Source organism: Pelagicoccus enzymogenes (assembly GCF_014803405.1).
In the GTDB taxonomy this organism is placed as follows: Bacteria; Verrucomicrobiota; Verrucomicrobiia; order Opitutales; family Opitutaceae; genus Pelagicoccus; species Pelagicoccus enzymogenes.
Genome location: NZ_JACYFG010000006.1, coordinates 322,011 through 345,554 on the forward strand (window position 1 = coordinate 322,011; position 23,544 = coordinate 345,554).

Here is a 23,544-nt window from a genome sequence, read left to right on the forward strand (position 1 = left end):
TTGAGTGAGGGATTAGAGACAGAGTTTGTTAGAGCGGGTCTAGTAGGCACGCCCCTTGGCCTTTTCGTAGTAGTTGATGAAAGCGCGGTTCACGACTTGGAAACCGCCAAGGGTCGGGTAGTTGCCCGTGAAGTACCAGTCGCCATCGTGACCATCGAGGGCCTTGTGAAGATTTTCGACCGTTTGATAAATAACCTGCAATTCCCCCTTCCAGTCAGTATCGTATGGATACACGAGCTGAGCAATCTTGGCGGAAATCTCGTCGTCGGAGAAAGGCTTGTAGATCTCCTGCACGTAATTGACCGTGCTGGGAGCTTCCCCGTTTTCCGCGTCGAGACACTTGCGGTAGACTTCGGAAATGACATCCTTCTTGCCGCGTTCCTTGAGCAATTCGATGGCTGCCTCGAAGGCGATGAACTTGCCTAGCTCCGACATGTCGATGCCGTAGCAATCCGGGTAGCGGATTTGCGGAGCGGTGGAGGCGATGATGATCTTCTTCGGCTCCAAGCTACTGAGAATCTTGAGAACCGACTTACGCAAAGTCGTGCCGCGAACGATAGAGTCGTCGACGCAGACCAGATTGTCGTTGGGAGTGACGATTCCGTAGGTCACGTCGTAAACGTGAGATGCCATTTCGTTGCGCGAATCCTCGGAGGAAATGAAGGTTCGCAGCTTCTGGTCCTTGTGGGCGATTTTCTCGCCACGCGGCCAGTTGCGCATCACCAGATCATCCAACTTATCAGCGTCGAGCTCGCCCTTTTCGGCCGCCTCCAAGATCTGGGCCTTCACCTCGCGGCGACGGATGAGACGCAGCTCCTCAAGCACGCCAAAGTAGGCAACTTCAGAAGTGTTAGGCACGAAACTGATGACGGTATTCTCCAAGTCACGGTCGATGCCGTCCATGATCTGCTCGCAAAGTCCTCCGCCAAGCGCCTTACGCTCCTTGTAGATGTCGGCGTCGTTGCCGCGGGAGAAATAGATGCGCTCGAAAGAACATTGCTTGGGCTCGGGATCCGGCTCCCTGAAAACTTCGCGGGTTACCTCACCTGCCTTGTTGATGACGATGATGTTGCCCGGCGGCACCTCGTGGATGTCTTCCAACTTCTTGTCGAAAATAGTCATGAGCGGTGCCCGCTCGGATGCCGCCGCAAAGACCTCGTCGTCCTCGAAATAGTGGGCCGGACGTATGCCCAGCGGATCGCGCAGGATGAAGCTGTCGCCATTTCCAATGCCACCGATCAAAGCGTAGCCACCGTCCCAAGATTCGGCCGACTTCCGGAAAATCTTGGGGATGTCGATGCCAGTAAGGATCTTTTCGGCGATTTCGTCGTTGGTATGCCCTTCGTCCCGCAGGTAGCGGTAGAGGTTGTCATGCGCCTCGTCGAGATGGAAGCCCACTTTCTCCAGCAAGGCCTGAGTATCGGTGGCGAAAATGGGATGCTGACCGATAGCGATGAGGCTGTCGTTGAGCTCCTTCGTGTTGGTCATGTTGAAGTTGCCCGCCAGGATAAGGTTCTTGGTTGGCCAACTGCTGCGACGGAAGAAGGGATGGCAAACGCTGAGCGAATAGCCGCCGGAAGTGCCGTAACGGAGGTGCCCCATGTAGAGTTCCGCCGCGAAGTCGAAATTCTTCTTGATGGAGGGAACGTAGTCCGGAAGGACCTCCCCATTGCGAATCAGCTTTTGGTAGCCCTTAAGCGTGCCCTTGAAGATGCGGTCCAAGGCGTTCGACTTGACGCTACGTTCGCGAAACATGTAAGGCTCGCCCGCCGGCATATCGAACTTTACCGCTGCAACCCCTGCCCCATCTTGGCCCCGGTTGCGCTGCTTCTCCATGAGAAGGAAGAGCTTATAGAATCCCCAGAGCGGGGTGCCATACTTTTCCTGATAGTACTCAAGCGGCTTCTTGAGACGCACTTGGGCGATACCGCACTCGTGTTTAATCGGGTCGCTCATCGATTAGGCAAAGGGTTTTAGGTCAGTCCAGTCGGGAGACTGGAAGAAATCCGGAACGGTCTTCGTCGGCATGGCAAAGATGAATTTGTCTGGGAGCGTGTGATGTTTTCTGTCGACGTGGTTGTCAGTCCTTCGGACCGAGGCTTGATTGAAAAGCCACCACCTACGGCGATATTTCTAACCCTTGCAACAAATCATTGCTTCTTTTCGCCAGAGATTGTCGTTTCAGCGATAACCCTAGTCCGAAACACTCCCGTGACCGCGAGTTTGCACCATTGACACAGGAGGAATAATCCCAGCTATGGCCCGGCCAGAACCAATCCCCAGCATCCCCAGCCTCCCCGCTCCCGAAGCAGGTATGAATTGGCGTTCGCTCAATCGCTTTCGGGGCGACGAACGCAGCGCCGCCTTCTACCTGACCTGCCTCAAGTACGCGCAACACCTTTGGCTGCAGCGCCTTCCAGCTCGCGCGATCCTCTGCCTAGACCGTGCATGGGGAGCCGACCTGAAAGGAAGCGAACCGATCCTCGCAGACTGGCCCTTACCATACGAGGCCCTCGTCTTTCTCCTGCAACACGCTCCCGAGGGAGCCTTTCTGGGCAATCCACGCGTTCACTTCCAGCACTACGCCGACCGTCTGGGCGAACCGCGGCGCGAGCAACGCAAGTGGCGATCTTGGGCCTGCTGGGCACTGACGCGAGCCGCGAGGCCCGAGCTTCCAGGCGATTCCAAACATTCGGTGGAAGAGCCCAACATCCGACGGATCGATCAAGAGCTTCGCCTGCACGGGCATCCAGGCGAAGTCGATCTCTGGAGGGCCGCCTTCCCCCTATAACAAAGCGATTTCGCAGGTCACATCTCCCGGAGCGATCCATTGAAGCGCCTCGCCAAACGTTCCAAGCCTTCCCTCTCGACCTCACCGAGCTCGAAGCCCACTACGTGAAGCCGCGGCTTCACCCCCCTTTGCATCACCTGCCGATCAGCGAAGTCCATCAACTCCGCAAAACTGATCTTGGGATAGGAGTAGCCTCCCCCTGGTTTCGCTGTCCGGCGATTCAAGGACCCATCCGTCACCAGAAAAATCAAATCAGGCTGCAACGCCATGGCGGCCGCCACGGCTGCCTCGTGGCCCACCAGGGAGCCAGGCAAGACCTTGGGATTTCCTTTCAATTCGGACCTCACCCACTCTGCAGCAGCCACCTTGTTCTTCACCAAGGCCGGCGCCATAAATTCAGAGAACGATTTCGTGCCTTGGCTGAATTGGACGATTCCAAAAAGCGTTCCCGATCCCAGTCCTTCCACCAATGCGATCGCCTCTTGCTGCAAGCGCTCGATACTCACGCCTCGAGCCGATGCCTTGCGTACGACCGAGGCAGATGTATTCACCACGATCACAATCCGCCGACCGCTATCCCTCACTCCGAAAAATTCCGCCGCCGACTCCTTGCCCGCCAGGGAACTCGCCAGATCCATCAGACCAGAACCCGACAGAGAGGCGTGCGCGTCCGCCAGCATAGAATCCTCCACACTGTTCAAATCCAAGGCATCCTGCGGCAATGCCGGCATCGAGGGCAGCTCGTTCTGAAACGCTTGCTCCACCGCCAATCGCTGAAAGCTACGCGGCTTCGAAATACGTCGGCTCATCTCCCGCACCCGATCGAGACGCTTCTCCTCCGGCCTCGCCACGCTGACCACTCGCTCGCCAGAAAACGCGGGCGGCTCCACCAAGGCATCTTCCCGCACCATTATGAATACAGACACCAAGACGACCGCAACCTGCACCGCCAAGGCGATGAACAAGGTACTGCGGCTGCGCGACCGTGGATTCAATGGGGCAGCAGAACGGGTGGGTAACAAAACGGAACGAGACTGAGTCCAGGCCACCAACCTCGCAACTTCAAAAATGGCATCCGCTCCCCTGCCAATCGGCCAAGGTAGGGCTGTCTGGCCCAGACAGCCGCAGCGCCTAAATCATGCAACGCAGCGGACGGGGCCCGTCCGCCCTACCCGGACCTGCAGTCAATTGCCCCCATCACGCGAATTTCTCGTTTGCGGGAAGCGGCCTTGTGCCGCGACTAGACAGCGCACTCACAATGAGTATCACCTCCCACAGTGGATCCCTCTGCTGGCGATCTTAAGCGCATCACCAGGCGAGCTACCCTCCCAAAGCCGCGCCTGTCTCCGAGCGTTCGCAGTTCGCCATCCCGTCCACAAAACCTGAATACACGATTTCACCACCGCGGCTTCCGCCACCGGGCCCGAGATCGATCGCCCAATCGGCAAGCTTGATGAAGTCCAGCTGATGCTCGATCACCACCACCGTGTTCCCCTGGTCACGCAATCGAAAAAGCAAATCGCTCAATCGCTGAATGTCCGCCCAATGCAGGCCGGTGGTCGGCTCGTCGAGAATGTATAGGTTTTTACCGCTGTTACGCTTGGAGAGTTCTAGCGAAAGCTTCAATCGTTGAGCCTCGCCACCGCTCAAGGTATTCGCCGCCTGACCTAGCTTGAGGTAGCCTAGCCCCACCTGCTCCAGCGTATTCAACTTCTCGATAATGCGAGGCACGTTCTTGAACTTCTCGCAAGCCTCGTCGACGGAAAGGTCCAGCGCTTCCGCTATGTTAATTCCCCCGTAACGAGCCTCCAAGGTTTCACGATTATAGCGCTGGCCGTTGCAGCTGGGACACTCGACGTATGCGTCGCTCATGAAAAGCATGTCCAGCTTGATCGCTCCTTGCCCTTGGCAACGTTCGCAACGGCCTCCTCGTGCGTTGAAGCTAAAGCGACCGGCCTTGTATCCACGGGTCCGCGACAACGGAACCTTCGTATACAAATCTCGCAATGCATCGAAAAGCTTCGTGTAAGTCGCAGGATTGGAACGCGGACTTTGGCCGATAGGCTCTTGGCTGACCCGCACAACTCGCTCGAAATGCTCCAAGCCGTCGATGCCCTTGTGTCCCCCCGGGATATCCTTGGACCGGTTCAACTTGCGAGCTGCGGCCTTCGCCAGAATCTGATTCACCAAGGTCGACTTTCCCGACCCTGAAACGCCTGTCACGCAAGTGAGCAAACCCACCGGAATTTCCGCAGTCACCCCCTTTAAGTTATGGTGCGAAGCCTCCTTTATCACAATCCAACGATCGTTCGGCTTCAAACGCTCCGCGGAGCGCGTCAACGACTGCTCGCCCGACAAGTACGCTCCTGTCGAGCGACCGGAGTCTCCGGTCGGCTTGCAGTCTTGCGGCGCCCCTTCGTAAAGCACCTCTCCTCCATACAGGCCAGCCCCCGGACCAATTTCGATCAGATGGTCCGCCGCACGCATCATTTCCTCGTCGTGCTCGACTACCACCACAGAGTTCCCCACGTCCCGCAATTCCTTGAGCGTCTCTACCAGCTTCTTGTTGTCCTTGGCATGCAAACCGATACTCGGCTCATCCAAAACGTAGATAACCCCCATCAAGCTCATGCCGAGCTGCGTGGCCAACCGCACGCGCTGAGACTCTCCACCGGAGAGCGTTCCGTATCCACGATTCAACGTCAGGTAATCGAGCCCGACTTCCTTAAGGAAACGCAGTCGAAACTCAATGCCTTCGATTACCTCCCCATAGGTCGAAACATCACTCCCCGCCCGGTCTAGGCCAGAGACAAAGTCATAGGCCTTCTCGATATCCATGGCCAAAAACTCCGGCATGCTCACGCCGTCCACGAATACGTTGGCGCTGCGCGGGCTGAACCGATGCCCCCCGCAACACGGACAATCTTGCTCAGTCTGGTAGGTCATCAACCGCGCCCGATACCCGTCGCTCTTGGTCTCGCGAGCCGCTTTCGTGAGGAGCGGAACGATCCCCTCGAAGGGCGCAGGCGGCACCTTCGTCTTGCGGCGCGTCAGCTTGAACGAGAACTCCCGATCCGGCACGCCATGCAGCAACTGCTGCTGCGTTTGTTCGGGCAAATCCTTCCACGGCACCGTCGGATCGAAGGGCAACTGCTCCGCCAACTGCCGCAACAAGGCGTTGTGCCGAATGATCAATTGCTTACCGCCAATTCGCAGCGGCTTCAACGCCCCGCCTTTTACGCTCTTGCTGGGATCTGGAACGATCAGTTCGTCAAGGAAACGTCGCGTTTCACCCAAGCCACCGCACTCCGGGCATGATCCCTCTGCTGTATTGAAAGAAAAATGACGCGGCGTCACCGGCTCGTAGACTGTGCCGCATTCGCCGCAAGAAAAGTTGCGACTTAAAGAAAGCTCGTCCCAATCCCCGTCACGACTTTCCTGATACAGAACGAGAGCCCGATCCTTTCCCTCGCTGAAAGCGAGCTCCAGCGAGTCCGCCAAACGGCTTCGCTGATCAGGGCCAATCACCAAGCGGTCCACCACGATGTCCATCTGCACCGCGCTACGCCCCTTGGCCGCCGCATCCGGGCTGTCCACATCCACGATCTCGCCATCGATGCGCACCCGCTGAAAGCCCTTCTGTCGCAAGCGAGGCAACTCCTCGCGCAACACCGCAGGCTTGGCATTCATGTAGGGAGCCAGGATCATCGCCCGAGCGCGATCCGGGAGCCTCAAAGCCTGGTCCACCGCACCGTCCAAGGTCTGCCGTTGAATGATTCCGCCGTCCTTGGGACAACGCTGTTCCCCGCGAATCACCCACAAGAGCCGGGCGTAGTCCGCAATCTCCGTGACGGTGGCCACCGTGCTGCGAGGCGAGGCGTTCGAGGCGCGTTGCTCGATCGCCAGCACCGGCGAGAGCCCGTGGATAAAATCTACGTCCGGACGTTTCAGCTGGTCCATCGCCTGGCGAGCTTGCGTGGAAAGCGACTCCACATACTTGCGATGTCCCTCCGCATACAAGGTATCGAAAGCCAAAGACGACTTTCCCGAACCGGACACGCCTGTGATGACCACCAGCTTGTTGCGGGGAATCTTAAGCTCGATGTTTTTGAGGTTATGCTCCCGCGCCCCCTTGATGTGTATGTATTCGCTCTGACTCAAACCGGCGAAAGTGAAAGGGACCCAACGAAAATAGCAATCCCAGTTGTAGGAGCGAGCTTGCTCGCAAATCCACGTCCAATCGCGAGCAAGCTCGCTCCTACCTTTTGAACTTCAACTATAAATCGAACTCCGCGATTCCCGGCATGGCAGCGCTGCGGGAGGCGTATTCGCTGGCGAGCTTCGCTGCCTCAAGCAGGGCGTAGTTGGATTTGTTATACAGGCAATCGATCAAGGTCGCGAAAACGATGTCGCCACAACCGACCGGCGAGACACATTTCACCTTTCGCGGTTCGAAGCTCACCGCCTCGCCCTCCCCGTCCAAAACCCAAATCGCTTCCGCGCCGTTGGTAACAACCCAACGGTCGCAGGAAAACCGTAAGCGGGCCTTCCGCAACAATTCCGGCGTTTCCTGCTTTCGTTCCTCACCCTCGAACAGCAACTCCAGTTCGTCGCGGTTGAACTTAACCAAATCCGGCTTCTGGCGGGCGAACCAAGGCAAACTTGGGCCGTAGTTGTCCACGACAAAAGTCACTTCCTCCCCTCGCTTTTCCACCCAATTTCGCAAGCAGTCCCAAATCGGATCCTCCCAGCCCTGCACCGAGCCGCAAACGGCGAAAACGAAAGGCCCTTCAATCGCGTCCAATTCCGCCACCGCCTCCCGAATCGCGTCTTCCGAGACCACCGAGTCCACCCCCAAAAACGTCGTCTCGTCCTGGCCGCCGGAGCGGACTACGCTGCCGGAACGCGTCACGCAACCTTCGTGGAAGGCCAAAGTCTCGATCCCTTGCTCCGCCAGCCAACGCTCGCAGGCCGGCCCGAAGTCGCCACCTGGAAAACAGAGCGCTTGGTTGTCCGCCCCCAGCTTGTTGAGCATCTTGCTGACGTTGATTCCCTTGCCTCCCACTTGGAACGACTCGGCCTTCGCTCGCTGTGTCTTCCCTTCGTTCCAGCGGGAAAATTCATAGGTTGTTTCGGCCAACAAGTTAGCGGTGAAAGTCACGGTTTTGAGCATGGGCGGAAGCTTGAGCGCTCCCCAAGGGCCAAGCAACGATTGCCTTTGCCCACCGCTCACATTTTTCTGGCAGCCCAATGAGCCGCGTCCTACGCCCCGAAACCTTCAACTCGCGCCAAACCGTGCGCCTCGCCCGCGAACTTTTGGGCAAGACCCTCGCGGTGGAGCAAGAAAACGGGAAAGTGTCTCGCGTTAGGATCACCGAGACGGAAGCATACGACGGACCGGACGACTTGGCTTGCCACGCCAGCAAGGGACGCACCGCCCGCACTGAAGTGATGTTCGGCCCGGCCGGGCGTTGGTACGTCTACCTCATCTACGGCATGCATGAGATGCTGAATCTCGTGACCGGCCCGCAAGACTATCCGGCGGCCATTCTGATACGAGCCGTGGAGGGAATTTCCGGCCCGGGGCGCTTGACCAAACGCCTCGGCGTGGACCGCCGCTTCAACACTCTCCCCGCTGTCCCGGAGAACGCCCTTTGGCTGGAATCCGGCCCCAGCCTCCCGGACGCGCACGTGGAGGCGACGCCGAGAGTCGGAGTGGGCTACGCCGGTCCCGATTGGTCACAGCGGCCGTATCGATTCGTAGTTAAAAAGTGAGGACAAAGGCCCTAGCGAGCGTACTTGATGCCGCAGCCATAAGGTTTGGCCTTGGTCTTTTCCACCGGCTTGCCGGCCAATACGGCGTCCAAAGCCGCGACAACGTAATTCTCGGCTCGCTCGATATCGCTCACACGCCCCGATGGAATGCTGTCAATGGCACCGTCGTAAACTAGCGTTCCCTCGGCGTTGATAACGTACATGTGAGGAGTGACCTTGGCGCCGTAAAGACGCCCCACCTCCCCGGACTCGTCGATCAACACGGCCGACGACTTGACGCCTTTTTCAGCGATGGCCGCTTGCCACTCCGAGGCGGTCATGTGCCCTTGGGTGCCGGGAGCGGAGGAGCAGATCGAAAGCCAAACCACTTCCTTGCCCTTAGCCATGTCCTGCAGGGACTGCATGTTGCCGGAACCGTAATGCTTCTTGACGAAGGGGCAGCCGTAGTTGGTCCATTCGAGCACAACCACTTTGCCCGCGTAGTCGGACAGCGACCGCGTCTGACCGTTAATGTCTACAAGAGAAAACTGAGGAGCTGCCTCCCCGATGTTGGCCGCGGTGGTCGCAGCAATGAAAACGCAAGCAGCCAGAGCTGCGCCGAGATTTCTAAGTTTCGCAATCATGGTATCTGTCAGGGCTAGGTTGAACAAGGAGAGCGCGTCGCAAAGGCGCGACGACCCGTCTCACGAAAAACGGGCCACCATTCGCTTAGATTTCGTCGAGCGATTCCAAAAAAGCATCTGGGCTCAGGACTTGGGGTAAGACCTTCGGTTCAGACCCTGGCTTCCCGTCGTACAACAAGTAGAGCGGCACGCTGGAGCGACCGTACTTAGCCAAGGCTTCGGTGATCACTGCGTCCTTCTTGGTCCAATCTCCCTGAACCAGCTGGACGCCTCGCTTCTCGATCTCCTCCAACACCTTGTCCGAACCGAAGAGGCGCACCTCGTTCGCCTTGCAAGTCAGGCACCAGTCAGCGGTAAAATCGACGAAGACCGGCTTGCCCGACGCGCTCAATTCTTCCACCAGAGCGGGCGAATACGCCTGCCAGGCAATCTTCTCCTCGCTGGCATCCATGTGCTTGGGCATCATCATCCAGATGCCGCCTGCAACCGTTAAGAGAGCAAGGCCCGAGGCCAACCGTCGGGTCGCCTTCTTGCGGGCCGGCGTGGACCAGCGTCCGTAGATCCAAGCCCCTATCGAGACGACCAGAAGCCCCCCTAGAACAAAGAGCAAGCCGTCGTTGCCCATGTGGGCCCCCAGCAACCAAATCAGCCAAATGCATGTCGCGAACATGGGAAAGGACATCACTTGCTTGAACGTCTCCATCCAAGCTCCCGGACGAGGCAACTTGTTGATCAATGCCGGATTCGCCGACAAGACCAGATAGGGGGTCGCCATTCCCAGTGCCAGAAATGTGAATACAGTGAGGGACTGAAAGGCGGAAAGCGTCAACGCATAGCCGAGAGCTTGCCCCATGAAAGGTCCGGTACAGGGAGTCGCAACCGCTGTTGCGATCACTCCCGAGAAAAACGACCCTCCAAAACCTTCGCCCTTAACCTTGCCCTGCAAGCTAATCGCCGAAGTCCCCATCTCGAAAACGCCCGCCATGCTCAGGCCGAAGAGGAACATAACCACCAGCATCACGACCACGAACTCCGGTTGCTGCAACTGGAAGCCCCAGCCTAAACTTTCGCCTGCCGATCGAAGGGCAATCAAAGTTCCCGCGAGAACCCAGAAGGAAACCAGCACCCCCACTGTGAACGCGAGTCCGTGCTGCAGAACCTTGCCCTTGTCTTCGCCGGACTGCTGCACGAATCCCAGAACCTTTATCGAGAGCACCGGAAAAACGCAGGGCATCAGGTTAAGGATCATACCACCCAGGAAGGCGTACAGCAAAGCTTGGCCAAACCCGATCTCGAACCCGGCCCCCTCGCTCAACTTCGCGGGCGTAGCTCCCAAAGCCGCAAGGTCGCTTTGAACCGAAAACCGAACCGCCTGCACGCCACCCGCCGAATCGAATCCATTTTTCGAATACAACAGTCCTGTGTATCCAGATTCCACCTGTTCGAAGTAATCTGCCTTCGGAACCGCCACGCGCAGCAGATTGCCCACCAAGTCGAAGCTTTGGGCCTTGGCCGAATTCGAAACCGACTCCTGCTCGACGTAAAAGTAAGGCTCTTCGAGCTCCGCCCCCTGCAAGCCGTCCCACTGCAGGTTGAAGACCAGCGTGTCGCCCAAGTCCTCAACCGCGACTTTTCCGCCCTCGGCCTCCACCGGCAAGGCCTCCCGCGTCTGGGCGATTTCGTCCGCGTACTCCGCCGGAGCCAGCGTCTCTCCCGAATCCGTCACCGGCAACTCGATAGCCAAATTGGCATTCCCCGGGATGCAGGCTTCCTCGCAAACCAGCCAGTTAGCAGCCGCGTTGATCCGGACCTCCCGGCCCGCTTGCAAGGACTCCGGAGCCTTGGCCTTGGCGATTAGAAAGATCTCGCCTTCGTAGCCGTACGACACCAACGGCTCGAAAGGAATGCGTTCCGGCACCGGAAACTCCAACGGCCCCACCTCGAAGCCTTCCGGCAATTCCCATTCCACTTCCGGCCTAAAGCCAACGTCGCCAGGATTGATCCAATAGACGTGCCAGTGCGGGTCCATCTTCAGGCGCAAAGCCAGCTGGAACTCCTGTCCTGGGCGGATCGCCGCCACGTCTGCGACGAGTTCAGCTTCGACCTCGCCAGTGTCGACCGGTCCCACGCTGTAGGAGAGTTGAGCATTCAGGGTCGCGCTCAGTAAAAAGGCGCAGGCCAGTAAGAGCTTTACTCGAAAAAATAGGTTCATAGTCACAATATACTGAGCGATAAAGATTTAAGAATATTCCAACAATCCGAAAAACAATGCTCCTCAAAACGACCAAACAGGAACGACGCGTACTCTGCATTATCGCAGCGCTGATCCTGATCGGGATTGCCGGCGCTATCCTTCTGTAGCGCTTCAAACAGCTAGAACGCCCTGTCCACTACCCCGATTGCGTAACAAGTAGGCCTCACGCAGGCCTAGCCTTCATCCCTCTTCCCTGAAAAACAATCTGGCCTTGCCCACCAAACTCCGGCAAACACAGCCCTTTTCCCTCGAGCGGAACCGCGTAACCCAATTCACTTCTTCCATGATTGTACAACCGAGAATCAAAGGCTTCATCTGCATCACAGCCCACCCGACCGGCTGCGCCGCTAACGTCAAAGAGCAAATCGACTACGTCAAAAGCCAGCCCGCCGTCGAGAACGGCCCCAAGAACGTGCTGGTGGTCGGCGCCTCCCAAGGCTACGGCCTCGCCTCCCGCATCTCCGCCGCCTTCGGTTCCGGCGCCAACACCCTCGGCGTCTTCTTCGAGCGCCCCTCCGAGCGCGGCCGCTGCGCCTCCGCCGGTTGGTACAACTCCGTCGCCTTCGAGAAGGAAGCCAAAGCAGCCGGCCTCTACGCCAAGTCCCTCAACGGCGACGCCTTCTCCGACGAGCTCAAGGCCCAAGCCATCGAGCGCATCAAGGAAGACATGGGCGGCAAGATCGACCTGCTCGTCTACTCCATCGGCGCCCCTCGCCGTACCGACCCCAAGACCGGCGAGGTCTACAAGTCAGCCATCAAGCCCATCGGCAAGCCCTTCTCCAACAAGTACCTCGATACCGACAAGAAGACCATCCAAGTCGCCACCCTCGAACCCGGCACCGAAGAGGAAATCCAAGGCACCGTGAAGGTAATGGGCGGCGAAGACTGGGAGCTCTGGATCGACGCCCTCACCGAAGCCGGCGTACTTGCCGAGGGCTTCAAGACAGTCGCCTACGACTACATCGGACCCAAATTCACCTGGCCGATCTACAAGGACGGCGCCCTCGGGCAAGCCAAGCTCGACGTGCGCCGCGCCAAGGCTGCCATCAACGAGAAGGTAGCCTCCATCGGCGGCAAAGCCTACGTCTCGGTCAACAAGGCCCTCGTCACCCAATCCTCCTCCGCCATCCCCGGCGTCAACCTCTACATTACGGCCCTCTACAAGGTCATGAAGGAAAAGGGCAACCACGAGGGCTGCATCGAGCAAATGTACCGCCTCTTCTCCGACCGCCTCTACAACGGCGGCGAGGTTCCCACCGACGATCTCGATCTCATCCGCCTCGACGATTGGGAAATGCAGCCAGAGATCCAAGACGAGATCGCGGAAAACTGGCCCAAGATCGAAACCGATACCATCGACCAGTACACCGATTTCGAAGGCTACCAGGACGAGTTCCTCAAGCTCTTCGGCTTCGGAGTCAAGGGCGTCGACTACGACGCCGACGTCGAAATCGACATCAACTTCGAATAGGCAACCCGTAGGAGCGACCTTGGTCGCGATTTTCAAGCAAGGCGAGTCACCCGACTCGCCTTTTTCACACCCATTCAAATCCATCCGCGTCTATCCGCGTCCATCCGTGGTTTCAAGCCATGCACCCATGAAAGCCGTCATCCAACGCGTCACTCGGGCCTCCGTCACCATCGGCGGAAAACTGCACTCGTCCATCGGTCCCGGTTCCCTCGTCCTTCTCGGTATCCACAAGGACGATACCGCTGAGGACGTCGAATGGATCGCACGCAAGATCGCCAACCTACGCATCTTCGAGGACCCCGAAGGCCGCATGAACCAATCCCTCGCCGACATCGACGGCGAGCTGCTCGTCATCAGCCAATTCACCCTCATCGCCTCCAACAAGAAAGGCAACCGCCCCAGCTTCAACGACGCCGCTCCGCCCGAGAAAGGAAAGGCCGACTACGAAGCCGTTTGCCAAGCCCTGAATCAAATCACCGGCAAAAACGTACAAACAGGAGTCTTCGCCGCCGACATGAAAGTAGACCTCCTCAACGACGGCCCCGTCACCATCCTCTTCGACACCCGAAACAAAGAATAATCTCCGTGGGAAGCGGCCTTGCGCCGCGATAACCAACGAACCGCACTCTTTATGAAACTCCGACTCCCTACCGAAAAACTCGCCGACGTCTACCACCTCGCCCGCTTCATCGACAAAGTCCGCCTGCAACAGGCCGAGAAGCTGCCCGAGGACTACCAATCTTCCTACTGCAATCCAGCGGGACTCGACGGGCTCTTCTTCAAGGCTTTCCAGATGGAAGCCAAAACACTTGTGCAAAAGATCGCTTCCTCCCGGGACGATCAGGAAATCGCGGAATGGTTCAGGTCCCAAACCTCCTCGGAGCAACGCGAAAAATGGAATGCATTCGCCGTCGACCTCGGACGACCGGGCACCGCCCTCGGCGAACGTTTCAAGCAAGTCCGAGCCGTCAAGTATCCAGATCTGCCCGACGACTGGGAAGGCACCGTTTTCGAAGCCATCGCCCACGACGAAAGGGCCTAGACAGGAGGGGCGACTGCCACGTCGCCCGAGCTGCAGGATCAAACCGTAGCGCTATCCTCTGTGAGGCTCCGCACTGCTTGGTAGGGTCGGCGCTTGCGCCGCACCGCAGTGCAAGGGAATGAGGATCCCGTAGCGGCACGTCGCAAGCGACGGCCCTACCAGACTAGTAAAAACTACCCGTGAAACAAGGCCTCCGCGAGCGCGGTTTCCGGATCCAGCAGACGCACGCCCGTGGTGAGCGACTGCTTCCCATTTCCAAGGTCACCTTCCACGTGAGCCTCGCTTTTCGCTAGGTCGATCGTAAAGGTTACGTAGTTGTCGTTGGAATACACGAAGCTCATTATCGGCATCGCATCGTCGTCGCCTGCTTCCTGCTGCTCGAAGCGTAAAGCCTTCTTGGCCTCCTCGGGAGACGGGTAGCACTTGGTCAAGGCACTCGCCACCCAGCTCATCAAAGCGCGGCCTTCGCACTTGAAGCTCGGGCTGGAGCTCAAGCTCACCTCCGCCAGTCCGTCAACGATAGCTTCCTTCGGGAAGGCGCTGAGGAACTGACCCACGCTCTGACGAATCGGCAGCAGACGCGAATACGCCAAGTCATGCACTTTTTCCGGCTGAGGAACATCCACTTGATCAATGAGGAAACACTCCCGCGATGAATCGAAAATGACGCGCTCTGCCTGCTTGAAGAAAAACTTGTAGTCCGACAGCAACTCTGCCGAGCCGAAACGCGTCGGCCAATAATAAGTCGGCAAATCCGCCTCCAGGAAAACCGAAGTTTGGTTTTCCAAGTACTGGCGATCGCTGAGCGTGTATCCAAGAATCAGTACCTCGCAGCAGCTCATGCCGCCTGCTCCTTCTCCAAAAACGCACTCGGAGAATATCTTGCATCCCATGTCCTTCTCCGACTCCCAGGAGTCAGGCTGCGGACAAAGCACGATCATGCGGCATGGATACTTGTGCGAAAAGCTGATCACGGTCTGGAAAAGCTCCTTCGCCTCATCGAGGCTCGCTTCGAAACCGATGTGCACGATCAGGTTCATGCGCGAGGCGCGATACTCGTTGTCCTTGCGCTTGCCGGACTCGTCCACCGGCGACCACATCGCGGTGAGCTCCTTGAGAGCGCTACCGAGAGGCACGCTCAAGCCTGGCAGCGCCTCGTAAACTGTACTCGTTTTGCTCATAGCTCGTACGGTAATTCGCGTATCCAGAGATTAAGGACGACGCCACTCATGGTTCTTTTCCCAGAGCATGCGGTCCGCAGCGTTCGGTCCCCAGGAACCGGAAGCGTAGGTCTCCATTCCGCGCTGTCCTTCGGCTTTCCAGAATTCGTGCAAGGGAGTGATCAGGTTCCACGAGGCTTCCGTTTCGTCGCCGCGGATAAAGAGCGTTCCGTCCCCGATCATCGCGTCGAGCACCAGGCGCTCGTATGCTTCCGGAGTGTTCGAACCGAAGGTCGTGGAATAGCGGAAGTGCATCTTGACCGGCTGGGTGCGCGTCTGCAGGCCGGGAATCTTTCCATTCAGCAAAATGGTCGAACCTTCGTCCGGCTGGATCTGGAAAACGAGAGAGTTGTTAGCCAGATTTATCATCTCGTTCTCGCTGAAGAGCGAGGACGGCGGGCGCTTGAACTGGATCGCGATTTCCGTGACGCGGCGCGCCATGCGCTTGCCGGAACGGAGGTAGAACGGTACGCCTTCCCAACGCCAATTGTTGATCGCGAGCTTCAGCGCCGCATACGTTTCCGTCTCGGACTGTGGCGAAACGCCTTCTTCGTCGCGGTAGCCCTTCACCTTTTGTCCGTCGATGAGGCCTTCGGCATATTGAGCGCGGACCACTTCCGGATTTTCGTATCCAAGTTTCAATGGCTTGATTGCCTTGAGCAGCTTCACCTTCTCGTCGCGAATCGCCTCCGCGTCGAGCGAAGCCGGAGCCTCCATCGCCATGAGCGCCAAGAGCTGCATGGTATGGTTCTGGATCATGTCGCGGGTGGCCCCGCTCTGCTCGTAGTAGCCGCCACGCGTTCCCACTCCGAGGCTTTCCGCCACCGTGATCTGCACGTTGTCCACGTAGTTGCGATTCCAGAGCGGCTCGAAAATGGTGTTCGCAAAACGCTGCACGAGCAAGTCCTGCACCGTCTCTTTGCCCAAGTAGTGGTCGATACGATACACTTGGCGCTCTTGGAAGACGCCTTGGATGGCTCGGTTGAGGGCTTGGGCCGACTCCAGATCCTTGCCGAAGGGCTTTTCGATCACCACCTTGGTGTGCTTGTCCGAATCCTGGTACTTGGTCGCCAAACCAACTTCCCCTAGGTTCTTGACGATCGGGTCGAAGACCGACGGCGGCGTGGACACGTAAAATACGCTTTGCATCTCGCGCCCGGCATCCTTCTCGATGGAGCTGATCTTGTCGTTGAGCTTCTGGAAGCCCTCCAGCTCGTCGTAGCCGCCGGAGCAGTAATAGGTATTTTTCTCGATCCGATTCCAAATCTCCTTGTTGAGCGGACGGCGGGAGAACTTGGAAATCGATTCCGCCGCGATCTCGCGGAACTCGGCGTCCGGAATCGGCTTCCGCCCGAATCCGATCAGGTAAAAGTCAGCCGGCAACAGGTTGTCCACGGCAAGGTTGTAGATCGCTGGCACGAGCTTGCGGGCGCAGAGGTCTCCCGACGCTCCGAAGATCGTGATGATCGTGGGCTGCACCCCACGGTGCTTGCTGAGACCTTGAAGGAATGGGTGTCTTTTATCCTGTGACATGATACGTGTAAGCCGTTGGTAGGAAACGAAGAAATTGACGGCCTCCAGACCTATGTAAAGGGCGGAACCGGACTAATTTGGTCAACGAACGGCGACCTATGAATCCTGCTGGACCAATACTGAAACGGATTTTATGGAAAGCCCCTACTCGTGGGGCAAAAGGTCTCAGCGCCCGCGATTGGCCGCTTTTGAGAAAAGCGGCACGTCCGCGAAGTGACGGGCTTGAGTGACCGTGCCTTCCTCGTGCTCGACTTCCACCACGTCGAAACGCAGGGTCAGCGGCTTGGGCTTCATGATGCTGAAGTAGGAGCGGCACACTCGCTTCAAGGCCTCCCGCTTCCGTCGGTTGATCGAGTCGTAGCCGCTCACCAGCGCCCCGGCCGCGCGAGTGCGAACCTCCACGAAAATCACCGTCTTGCCTTGCAGGCAAATGAGGTCGATCTCGTCGCGACCGCTGCGAAAGTTCCGAGCCAGAACTTGGTAGCCCTTCTTCTTCAGCAGCTTCTCCGCCTCACGCTCACCGCGGCGCCCGATGGCCGCGGACTCCGGCTCGTCGCGGCCGAACATGCGTTTGAGGAAAGAAAACATGCCACGTTACAAGCGAGTTACAGGAAGCGGTCAAGGGGGGAAAGCAATGGCGGGCGATCGCCAGCAGGAGAGACTTGCCTACAGGAACTACTTAAGCTCAGATTTGCCGGTAACCACGAATTCCAACCCTTTTGATTAAAGCAAGAATCGCTCCCCTCCTGGCCGGTCTGGCCTTGGGTCAAATCGCCTCAGCGGACCCCATCCGCCCGTCCATTGTCGGAGGCGATGACGTAGCCGCGGGAGACTTTCCTTGGATGGCAGCCTTCTTGCGACCTGATCCCGACGCCAGCGCCGACGAACGGCAATTTTGCGGCGGAGCCCTCATCGCCCCAAACTGGATTATCACCGCAGCCCACTGCGTGGAGGACCAAACGAGGGATTTCGAAATCATGGTGGGCAACATCGACCTCGATGAGCACTACGTTCCCATCTTTCCCGTTTCCATCCATACCCATCCTTCCTTCCTGGGGAGGCGGCTCTCGCGCGGAGCGGATCTAGCCCTCATACAAATCGACCCACCGCTGGAGGACTACCCCACCGTATCCATTAACCGGGCCCTGAACCGTCTCGTTCCCGGACGTAAAGTCACAGCCCTGGGCTGGGGACTTACCGACTACGAGACCAACGACGACAGCCCTATCCTGAAAAAGGTTGAGCTTAATCTGCGAGAGATCGACGAATACGAGGACAACCACCCCGCCTACGACTACTTCTTGTCCACGGAAAGCAACGTCATCGACAAGGGCATCTACTCCGGTGACAGCGGTGGGCCGCTCCTGCTGCGGGACGAAGACGGCCATAGCTGGAGCATCGCAGGAGTCACCAGCAACTCGGTTCGCAATCTCGAGCACAACCTCAACGTCCCCTTCTTCACGAGCATCGCCGCAGAGAAAGACTGGATCGACACTGTTTTGTCTTCAACGGACACCGTCGCGGAAGCGCTTCCAAACCACCGCAGGGTCAAGCTCTTCACCGACGCAGAGGGCCGCACCTACGCAGGCTACAAGTTTTGGCCCTTCGCCGGACAGAGGACCGAGACCCTCCGGATCCACTGGCGGAATCCGCTTTCCCACTACTACAAAGAATATCCCTATATCGAAGAGGGTAACTTCTACGACGACACGGATGGCTCCTTCTACTTCATCGACTCCGACTACCAAATAGCGCCCCAGACTGCATCCACCCAAGCATCCCTCGCGACTCTTTCGATCGAGAATACGCCAAACTTCAAGAACCCCCTCTTCGACGTACGGCCATTCGAAACGGTCTTTTTCAAGGAAAACGCGTACGGGACCGGCATCAGATTTACGGGCCTAGAGGAAGACAAAGACTACCGGGTGCCCAATAGCTACGGAGCTGCGATCATGCATCAAAATGCGAACAGCGGCAAGATCGAGAGCCGAAGCTATACCAGGTTCCAATCGTCACCAGATTACAACTACTGGATGGTTGATACGGTTGGTCACCGGGGCCAATCAGTCACCATCCTACCTGTAGCTGACGAATCATTCCCATTCTCCGAGGACAAGAGCTTCGAGCTGAGCAACAGCGACACTCCCTATGTTCGCGAGCAGACCTACATCAAGCTCTTGAGGCTCGACTCCGGATACCTATCGGGAGAGGCAAAGATCACAGTGCTTCCGGAATTCGACGCCGAACTCATAGTGTTCAATACTCATGACGGCTCAACCTTCGCCTACGCGGACCAAGGAGCCGAAAACGAGGTCGACGAATTGATATTGGACGGGTCTAGCCTGAGCGGGAAAATGATCGGCGTCTACAACTTCGACAAAGGAGTGACAGGGCGTTTCGAAATCAAAGTGGAATCGTACAGCTCCGAGAACCTTGGTTTCGACAACGAGCAGACTCGGGCCATCACCCGCTCGGATCGCCAGTTCACCTCATCAAATGGTGACCAAATCAACTACGAACGCCTCTCCATCCGAAACAACAGGAACTACCGCTCTTTCACTTTCAAAGTACGAGGACGCTTCTTCAGGCCGGGGGTGGCTATCTTCGACGGCGAGGGCGAAATACTGGAGTTCCTCACCAATCGTCAGAGCTACGAAATTACAGTGCCCGTTTCCATCGGGGAGAACATCACCATCGACGTGATAAACTACGAAAAGACCGAGGTCGAAAACTACGAAATATCGGTCTCCGGATCAAGCTCCCACCCCTAGAATCGCCTGAGCGAATCCAGCTAGCGAATACAAATCCTTAAGCCGAAACCGCGGCCGGCTTATCAAGGTCGAGCTTCACCATGTCGGGGTCCTCGTGCTCGCTGTGGAACTTCATGCTCACCACCTTGGATACGCCCTTCTCTTCCATGGTCACGCCGTAGATGGCCTGAGCCGCCGCGATGGTGCGCTTGTTGTGGGTGATGATGATGAACTGTGACTGCTTCGTGAACTGCTTGAGCAAGGTCGTGAAACGGCCGATGTTCGATTCGTCGAGAGGAGCGTCGAGCTCGTCGAGCAAACAGAAGGGGGACGGCTTCACCATGTAGATCGCGAAGAGCAAACCGACCGCCGTCATGGTCTTCTGACCACCGGACAGCAGGCTGACGCCCTTGAGCTTAGTGCCTGGCGGTTGGGCGACGATTTCGATCCCGCTCTCCAAAACGTCATCCGTTTCGATGAGCTGCAAGTCGGCCTTGCCGCCGTGGAAAAGCGTGGAGAACGTGTGCTTAAAGTTCTCCCGGATCTTCACGAAAGTATCCGTAAATTGCTCACGCGACTTGGTGTTGATCTCGTCGATAGCCTCCTCGAGCTTTTCCTTGGAGGAAACGAGGTCGTCGTATTGCCCCTTCAGGAATCCATGACGCTCGCGCAACTCGCCGTATTCAGCGATCGCGTCCGTATTAACGGTCCCCATGCTCTGGATACGTTTACGTAGATTTTCGACCTCCCGCTTTACAGCGTTCCAGTTCGTCTTCTCCAGCTCTTCGCGCTCCTCTTCCGTAGGAGCCCGCTGCTTGGAGAGAGGCTCTACGGCTTCCGGCTCCTCTTCGTCGGACGCTTCTTCCGCCGCTTCCGGCTCCTCGGATTCAGCATCATCCTGAGCTTCCGATTCGTTTGCCTCCGCACTTTCAGCTTCGGTTTCCGCTTCCGCATCGGGATCCGGGAGAGCTACAACGGACGGAGTGTCCTCCTCCTCGTCTTCATCATCCAGCACGGGCAAGTCTTCCACCGGCTGGCGAGCCTTCCAAAGCTGCCACTTCCAATCCGTCTTGGTCAGGTCCTGTCCGTATTCCCGAGTAATTTCTTCTTGAATGAACTCCAGGCGCGAACGCTTTTCGGCGATCTGCACCTGCTGGCTACCGAGGCTGTTGCGAAGCTCGTCCACACGGAGACGCAATCCGTTTTGATCCTTCTCCAGCACGCCAATTTTCTCCTCGATCGCCACCAGCGACTCGCGGGTGGTATTCACCAAAATCTTGGCTTCCTCGAGTTCCGCATCCACAGAACCACTACGCTCTTCCGCTTGGGCTATTTCGCTCTTAAGCGATTCGGATTGCTCCTCCCAATTCTCGATGTCACGCGTCTTGGTTTCGATCAAGCGAGTCAGTTCGTTGCGACGCTGCTCCATCTCCACCATGCCGCGAGTGATCACGTCGAGTTTGGCCTTCTTCTCCTGCAGATCGTACTTCGCTTGGCTCAAGCTCTCGCGCTTTTCGTCCCGCTCGGCTCGAATATCGCCGATGCCCTCTTCGGTCTCTTCCAATTGGCGGCGGCTGCTCTCGAGCCGTTCCAACTCCTTGGCTAAAGTGGCCTTTGCAGCTTCCAGACGTTCGGTGGAAGCGGCTTGCACTTCCTCTAAGCCGATGCGCTCCCGCTCCAAGCGTTCCGCGCGCATTTTCTGCTCCTGCACCAGCTTCTGGGCGTTGCGCTCTTCCGCTTGCAAGGAAGACAACTCGTGGTTCGTTTCCGCGATCTCGTGACGTTTGCTCTCAACCGCTTCTTCCGCGGCTTCGAGTTCCTTGTTCACTTTATCCGCTTCAGCGCGAGCCGCTTCAAGAGCTTCTTGCTCTTCGACGAGTTCCTTCTGCGTCTGCTTGAGCTCTACTTCCCGCTGCAAGATACTGCTGTTCTTGACCTTGCCCTTGAAGCCACCGGTGACAAGGCCCCGGGCGTCCAAGGTCTCGCCTTTTTTGGATACGATTTGCAAGAAACGAAAAGCGCTCTGCCCTTCTCGCCACTTCAAGAAAGCTCCCATGTCTTCCACGATGTAGCTGGAGGCTAGCACCGCACGCAGGGAGTCATGACTTGCATCATCCTTGAGGGATACGAAATCCGTAGCCGGCTTGATCCAATCCGGCAAGTCGCTCGCCGGGGCGTCGGCAATCGCCGCGCTATTTTGCAACTGGATGCACGCCCGGCCAATCTTCCCGTCCTCGAGCTGCTGAAAAATCTCGATAGCAGTGTCAGCGTCGTCGACCGCAACCGCTTCCATCGCGGCCCCGAGCAAAGCCTCGACCGCAGGGCCGTATCCATCCTTCACTGACAGATCGCTTGTGAGTGGAGCAAAGGACTTTCCTTCCAAGGAACCTCGGAGCTTGCCCTTGAGCAGAGCCTTGGCGCCCTCTCCGTAGCCTTCCAGCTTTTCCTGAAGCTGCTGCAGCAGCTTCACCCGAGCAGACTTCTGGGCAACGTTGCGATCGATTTCCTGGATACGGATTTGAGCCGCCTTGAAAGCGTCGCGTTTTTCGGAAACCCCATCACGGGCCGCTTCCAAATCGACTTGTAATTGCTCCTGCATGCTGCGGGTCGCGAGCAAGCGCTCTTGAAACTCGCTAAGGGCCTGGCTGGCTTCGGCTTGCCCTTCGCTTTGCTCCGCCAACTCCTCTTCAAGGCGCATCAGGCGATTTCGGCTCGTGCCCGCCTCCACTTCGATCGCGGACAGCGCTTCACGACAGCGGGAGCTCGCTCGCTCCGCGTCTTGAGCTGCTACACGTAGCTGCTGTATTTGCGTTTCCGATACGCGGAGCCGTTCCTCGATTTCCTCAAGATCTCGATTACGCTCCTGGAAGATTTCGTCGGAGTTTCCGAGCACGTCCAGATGCATCTGCTTGTCGGAGTTGTGCTCGTCGACCTTGCTGGCGATCTCGCCGAGCTGGGCCTGGAAGGAGGCGATCTCCTGATTTGCCTGTTCCATGCGTTCGGCGAGAGAGGCGATCTTGATCTGAGCCATGTCGGCCGCGTTGCTGGCCTGCTCCTTCATGCTGCGCAGGTCGAAAACGGACTGCTGGGAATCTTGCACCTTTTGGATGAGCGTCTGCCGCTCTTCCTTGTAAACGATGAGGCTGCCTTCCTTGTTCTCCAAGTCCTTGGCCAGACCATCGAGCTCAGTCTGCAGCTCGGTGGAGGACTGGTCCACCGTGTCGAGCGAGGCGCTCATGGTCTGGTACTGGTAGGCGCTGTAGCCGATGTCGAGGTGCCGCAGCTTGTGGCTGATCTTCTTGTAGCGGATCGCCTTGGTGGCTTGACGTTTGAGGCTGCCGATCTGGCGGCTGATTTCGGAAACGACGTCCGTCACGCGAGCGAGGTTGGCCTCGACGTGGGCAAGCTTGTTGAGGGTCTCCTTGCGCTGGGCCTTGTAGCGGGAGATTCCGGCCGCTTCCTCGAACACCGCGCGACGCTCTTCCGGCTTGGAGGAGAGGATCTGGTCGATCTGGCCCTGGGCCATGATCGAGTAAGACGTCCGGCCGATACCGGTGTCCATGAAAAGACGCTGGATGTCCTTCAGGCGACAGGCCTTGCCGTTGATGTAATAGTTGCTGCCGCCGTCGCGATGCACCTTGCGGGCAATTTCGACTTCGTTGAAGTCGCTGCCGAGCTCGTTTTCGCAATCGGTAAGGGTGATCGACACTTCGCAGATGTTCAGCGGCTTGCGCTTGTCAGACCCCTCGAAAATGACGTCCTGCATCTTGCCGCCGCGCAAGGCCTTGGCGCTCTGCTCTCCCAATACCCAACGAATGGAGTCGGCAATGTTGCTCTTGCCGCAGCCATTGGGCCCAACAACCGCGGTGACGCCTCTGTTGAATTTCAGATGGGTGTGGTCGGCAAAGCTTTTGAAGCCGTTAACTTTGAGGGCACTGAGATACATAAAAGCCGGAAATTCAAAGGCGACCCCACCGGCTGACAACTCCAAACCCCGAATGTGAATAAGTCGAAGAACAAGAAGTGAACAACTTTGGGAATAAGTGGAGCCCCCTGCTGGCCTCGCATCCCGCAGCGGCGAACCC

At 57.7% G+C, this 23,544-nt stretch carries 16 protein-coding genes; 6 read left to right on the forward strand and 10 right to left on the reverse strand.

Annotation, left to right across the window (positions count from 1 at the left end; all coding sequences use genetic code 11):
* Positions 1 to 39: 39 nt before the first annotated feature.
* A complete protein-coding gene (locus tag IEN85_RS03815) occupies positions 40 to 1,956 on the reverse strand; it encodes an amidophosphoribosyltransferase (RefSeq protein WP_191615736.1) in 1,917 nt (638 codons plus the stop codon).
* 301 nt (positions 1,957 to 2,257) lie between these two features.
* On the opposite strand from IEN85_RS03815, the gene IEN85_RS03820 reads away from it, so the two are divergent.
* A complete protein-coding gene (locus tag IEN85_RS03820; RefSeq protein WP_224772437.1) occupies positions 2,258 to 2,791 on the forward strand; it encodes a hypothetical protein in 534 nt (177 codons plus the stop codon).
* Between the two features lie 17 nt (positions 2,792 to 2,808).
* Here the strand turns inward: IEN85_RS03820 and IEN85_RS03825 are convergent, their stop codons facing one another.
* The 3 genes from IEN85_RS03825 to IEN85_RS03835 all read right to left on the reverse strand — a co-directional run bounded on the left by IEN85_RS03825 (position 2,809) and on the right by IEN85_RS03835 (position 7,964).
* Complete coding sequence (locus tag IEN85_RS03825) at positions 2,809 to 3,786, reverse strand: vWA domain-containing protein (protein ID WP_191615737.1); 978 nt, start codon at positions 3,784 to 3,786, stop codon at positions 2,809 to 2,811.
* Positions 3,787 to 4,111: 325 nt separating this feature from the next.
* Positions 4,112 to 6,952 carry an excinuclease ABC subunit UvrA gene (gene uvrA / locus IEN85_RS03830; RefSeq protein ID WP_191615738.1) on the reverse strand — a complete coding sequence of 947 codons (2,841 nt, stop codon included), beginning with the start codon at positions 6,950 to 6,952 and terminating at the stop codon, positions 4,112 to 4,114.
* Positions 6,953 to 7,067: 115 nt separating this feature from the next.
* Positions 7,068 to 7,964: a PfkB family carbohydrate kinase gene (locus tag IEN85_RS03835; protein WP_191615739.1), complete on the reverse strand. Its 897-nt coding sequence runs from the start codon at positions 7,962 to 7,964 to the stop codon at positions 7,068 to 7,070.
* 77 nt (positions 7,965 to 8,041) lie between these two features.
* Between IEN85_RS03835 and IEN85_RS03840 the strand changes: the two genes are divergently transcribed.
* A complete protein-coding gene (locus IEN85_RS03840; protein ID WP_191615740.1) occupies positions 8,042 to 8,566 on the forward strand; it encodes a DNA-3-methyladenine glycosylase in 525 nt (174 codons plus the stop codon).
* Positions 8,567 to 8,577: 11 nt separating this feature from the next.
* Here the strand turns inward: IEN85_RS03840 and IEN85_RS03845 are convergent, their stop codons facing one another.
* Complete coding sequence (locus IEN85_RS03845) at positions 8,578 to 9,189, reverse strand: thioredoxin family protein (RefSeq protein ID WP_191615741.1); 612 nt, start codon at positions 9,187 to 9,189, stop codon at positions 8,578 to 8,580.
* A gap of 85 nt (positions 9,190 to 9,274) precedes the next feature.
* Positions 9,275 to 11,401, reverse strand: a complete 2,127-nt coding sequence (locus IEN85_RS03850) for a protein-disulfide reductase DsbD family protein (RefSeq protein WP_191615742.1) — start codon at positions 11,399 to 11,401, stop codon at positions 9,275 to 9,277.
* Positions 11,402 to 11,726: 325 nt separating this feature from the next.
* On the opposite strand from IEN85_RS03850, the gene fabV reads away from it, so the two are divergent.
* The 3 genes from fabV (at position 11,727) to IEN85_RS03865 (ending at position 13,956) form a co-directional block, all read left to right on the forward strand.
* Positions 11,727 to 12,914, forward strand: a complete 1,188-nt coding sequence (gene fabV / locus IEN85_RS03855) for an enoyl-ACP reductase FabV (protein ID WP_191615743.1) — start codon at positions 11,727 to 11,729, stop codon at positions 12,912 to 12,914.
* Between the two features lie 127 nt (positions 12,915 to 13,041).
* A complete protein-coding gene (gene dtd / locus IEN85_RS03860) occupies positions 13,042 to 13,494 on the forward strand; it encodes a D-aminoacyl-tRNA deacylase (RefSeq protein ID WP_191615744.1) in 453 nt (150 codons plus the stop codon).
* 51 nt (positions 13,495 to 13,545) lie between these two features.
* Complete coding sequence (locus IEN85_RS03865; RefSeq protein WP_191615745.1) at positions 13,546 to 13,956, forward strand: DUF5069 domain-containing protein; 411 nt, start codon at positions 13,546 to 13,548, stop codon at positions 13,954 to 13,956.
* Between the two features lie 173 nt (positions 13,957 to 14,129).
* Here the strand turns inward: IEN85_RS03865 and IEN85_RS03870 are convergent, their stop codons facing one another.
* The 3 genes from IEN85_RS03870 to IEN85_RS03880 form a co-directional block, all read right to left on the reverse strand.
* On the reverse strand, positions 14,130 to 15,137 hold the full coding sequence (locus tag IEN85_RS03870; RefSeq protein WP_191615746.1) for a glucose-6-phosphate dehydrogenase assembly protein OpcA: 1,008 nt from the start codon (positions 15,135 to 15,137) through the stop codon (positions 14,130 to 14,132).
* 30 nt (positions 15,138 to 15,167) lie between these two features.
* Positions 15,168 to 16,709: a glucose-6-phosphate dehydrogenase gene (gene zwf / locus IEN85_RS03875; protein ID WP_191615747.1), complete on the reverse strand. Its 1,542-nt coding sequence runs from the start codon at positions 16,707 to 16,709 to the stop codon at positions 15,168 to 15,170.
* A gap of 165 nt (positions 16,710 to 16,874) precedes the next feature.
* Positions 16,875 to 17,297 (reverse strand): YraN family protein, encoded by a 423-nt coding sequence (locus IEN85_RS03880; protein WP_191615748.1) that lies wholly within the window; start codon positions 17,295 to 17,297, stop codon positions 16,875 to 16,877.
* 131 nt (positions 17,298 to 17,428) lie between these two features.
* Between IEN85_RS03880 and IEN85_RS03885 the strand changes: the two genes are divergently transcribed.
* Positions 17,429 to 19,480: a S1 family peptidase gene (locus IEN85_RS03885; protein ID WP_191615749.1), complete on the forward strand. Its 2,052-nt coding sequence runs from the start codon at positions 17,429 to 17,431 to the stop codon at positions 19,478 to 19,480.
* Positions 19,481 to 19,517: 37 nt separating this feature from the next.
* Here the strand turns inward: IEN85_RS03885 and smc are convergent, their stop codons facing one another.
* The gene (gene smc, locus IEN85_RS03890; protein ID WP_191615750.1) at positions 19,518 to 23,405 is read right to left on the reverse strand and encodes a chromosome segregation protein SMC; all 3,888 of its coding nucleotides are present in this window, start codon (positions 23,403 to 23,405) and stop codon (positions 19,518 to 19,520) included.
* Positions 23,406 to 23,544: the final 139 nt, after the last annotated feature.

Bases quoted from the DNA above. Each gene is read 5' to 3' on its own strand.
- IEN85_RS03850 (WP_191615742.1), bottom strand. From the start codon at position 11,401: ATGAACCTATTTTTTCGAGTAAAGCTCTTACTGGCCTGCGCCTTTTTA.
- IEN85_RS03845 (WP_191615741.1), bottom strand. From the start codon at position 9,189: ATGATTGCGAAACTTAGAAATCTCGGCGCAGCTCTGGCTGCTTGCGTT.
- IEN85_RS03835 (WP_191615739.1), bottom strand. From the start codon at position 7,964: ATGCTCAAAACCGTGACTTTCACCGCTAACTTGTTGGCCGAAACAACC.
- fabV (WP_191615743.1), top strand. From the start codon at position 11,727: ATGATTGTACAACCGAGAATCAAAGGCTTCATCTGCATCACAGCCCAC.
- IEN85_RS03815 (WP_191615736.1), bottom strand. From the start codon at position 1,956: ATGAGCGACCCGATTAAACACGAGTGCGGTATCGCCCAAGTGCGTCTC.
- IEN85_RS03820 (WP_224772437.1), top strand. From the start codon at position 2,258: ATGGCCCGGCCAGAACCAATCCCCAGCATCCCCAGCCTCCCCGCTCCC.
- smc (WP_191615750.1), bottom strand. From the start codon at position 23,405: ATGTATCTCAGTGCCCTCAAAGTTAACGGCTTCAAAAGCTTTGCCGAC.
- IEN85_RS03880 (WP_191615748.1), bottom strand. From the start codon at position 17,297: ATGTTTTCTTTCCTCAAACGCATGTTCGGCCGCGACGAGCCGGAGTCC.
- IEN85_RS03865 (WP_191615745.1), top strand. From the start codon at position 13,546: ATGAAACTCCGACTCCCTACCGAAAAACTCGCCGACGTCTACCACCTC.
- IEN85_RS03870 (WP_191615746.1), bottom strand. From the start codon at position 15,137: ATGAGCAAAACGAGTACAGTTTACGAGGCGCTGCCAGGCTTGAGCGTG.
- zwf (WP_191615747.1), bottom strand. From the start codon at position 16,709: ATGTCACAGGATAAAAGACACCCATTCCTTCAAGGTCTCAGCAAGCAC.
- dtd (WP_191615744.1), top strand. From the start codon at position 13,042: ATGAAAGCCGTCATCCAACGCGTCACTCGGGCCTCCGTCACCATCGGC.
- IEN85_RS03840 (WP_191615740.1), top strand. From the start codon at position 8,042: ATGAGCCGCGTCCTACGCCCCGAAACCTTCAACTCGCGCCAAACCGTG.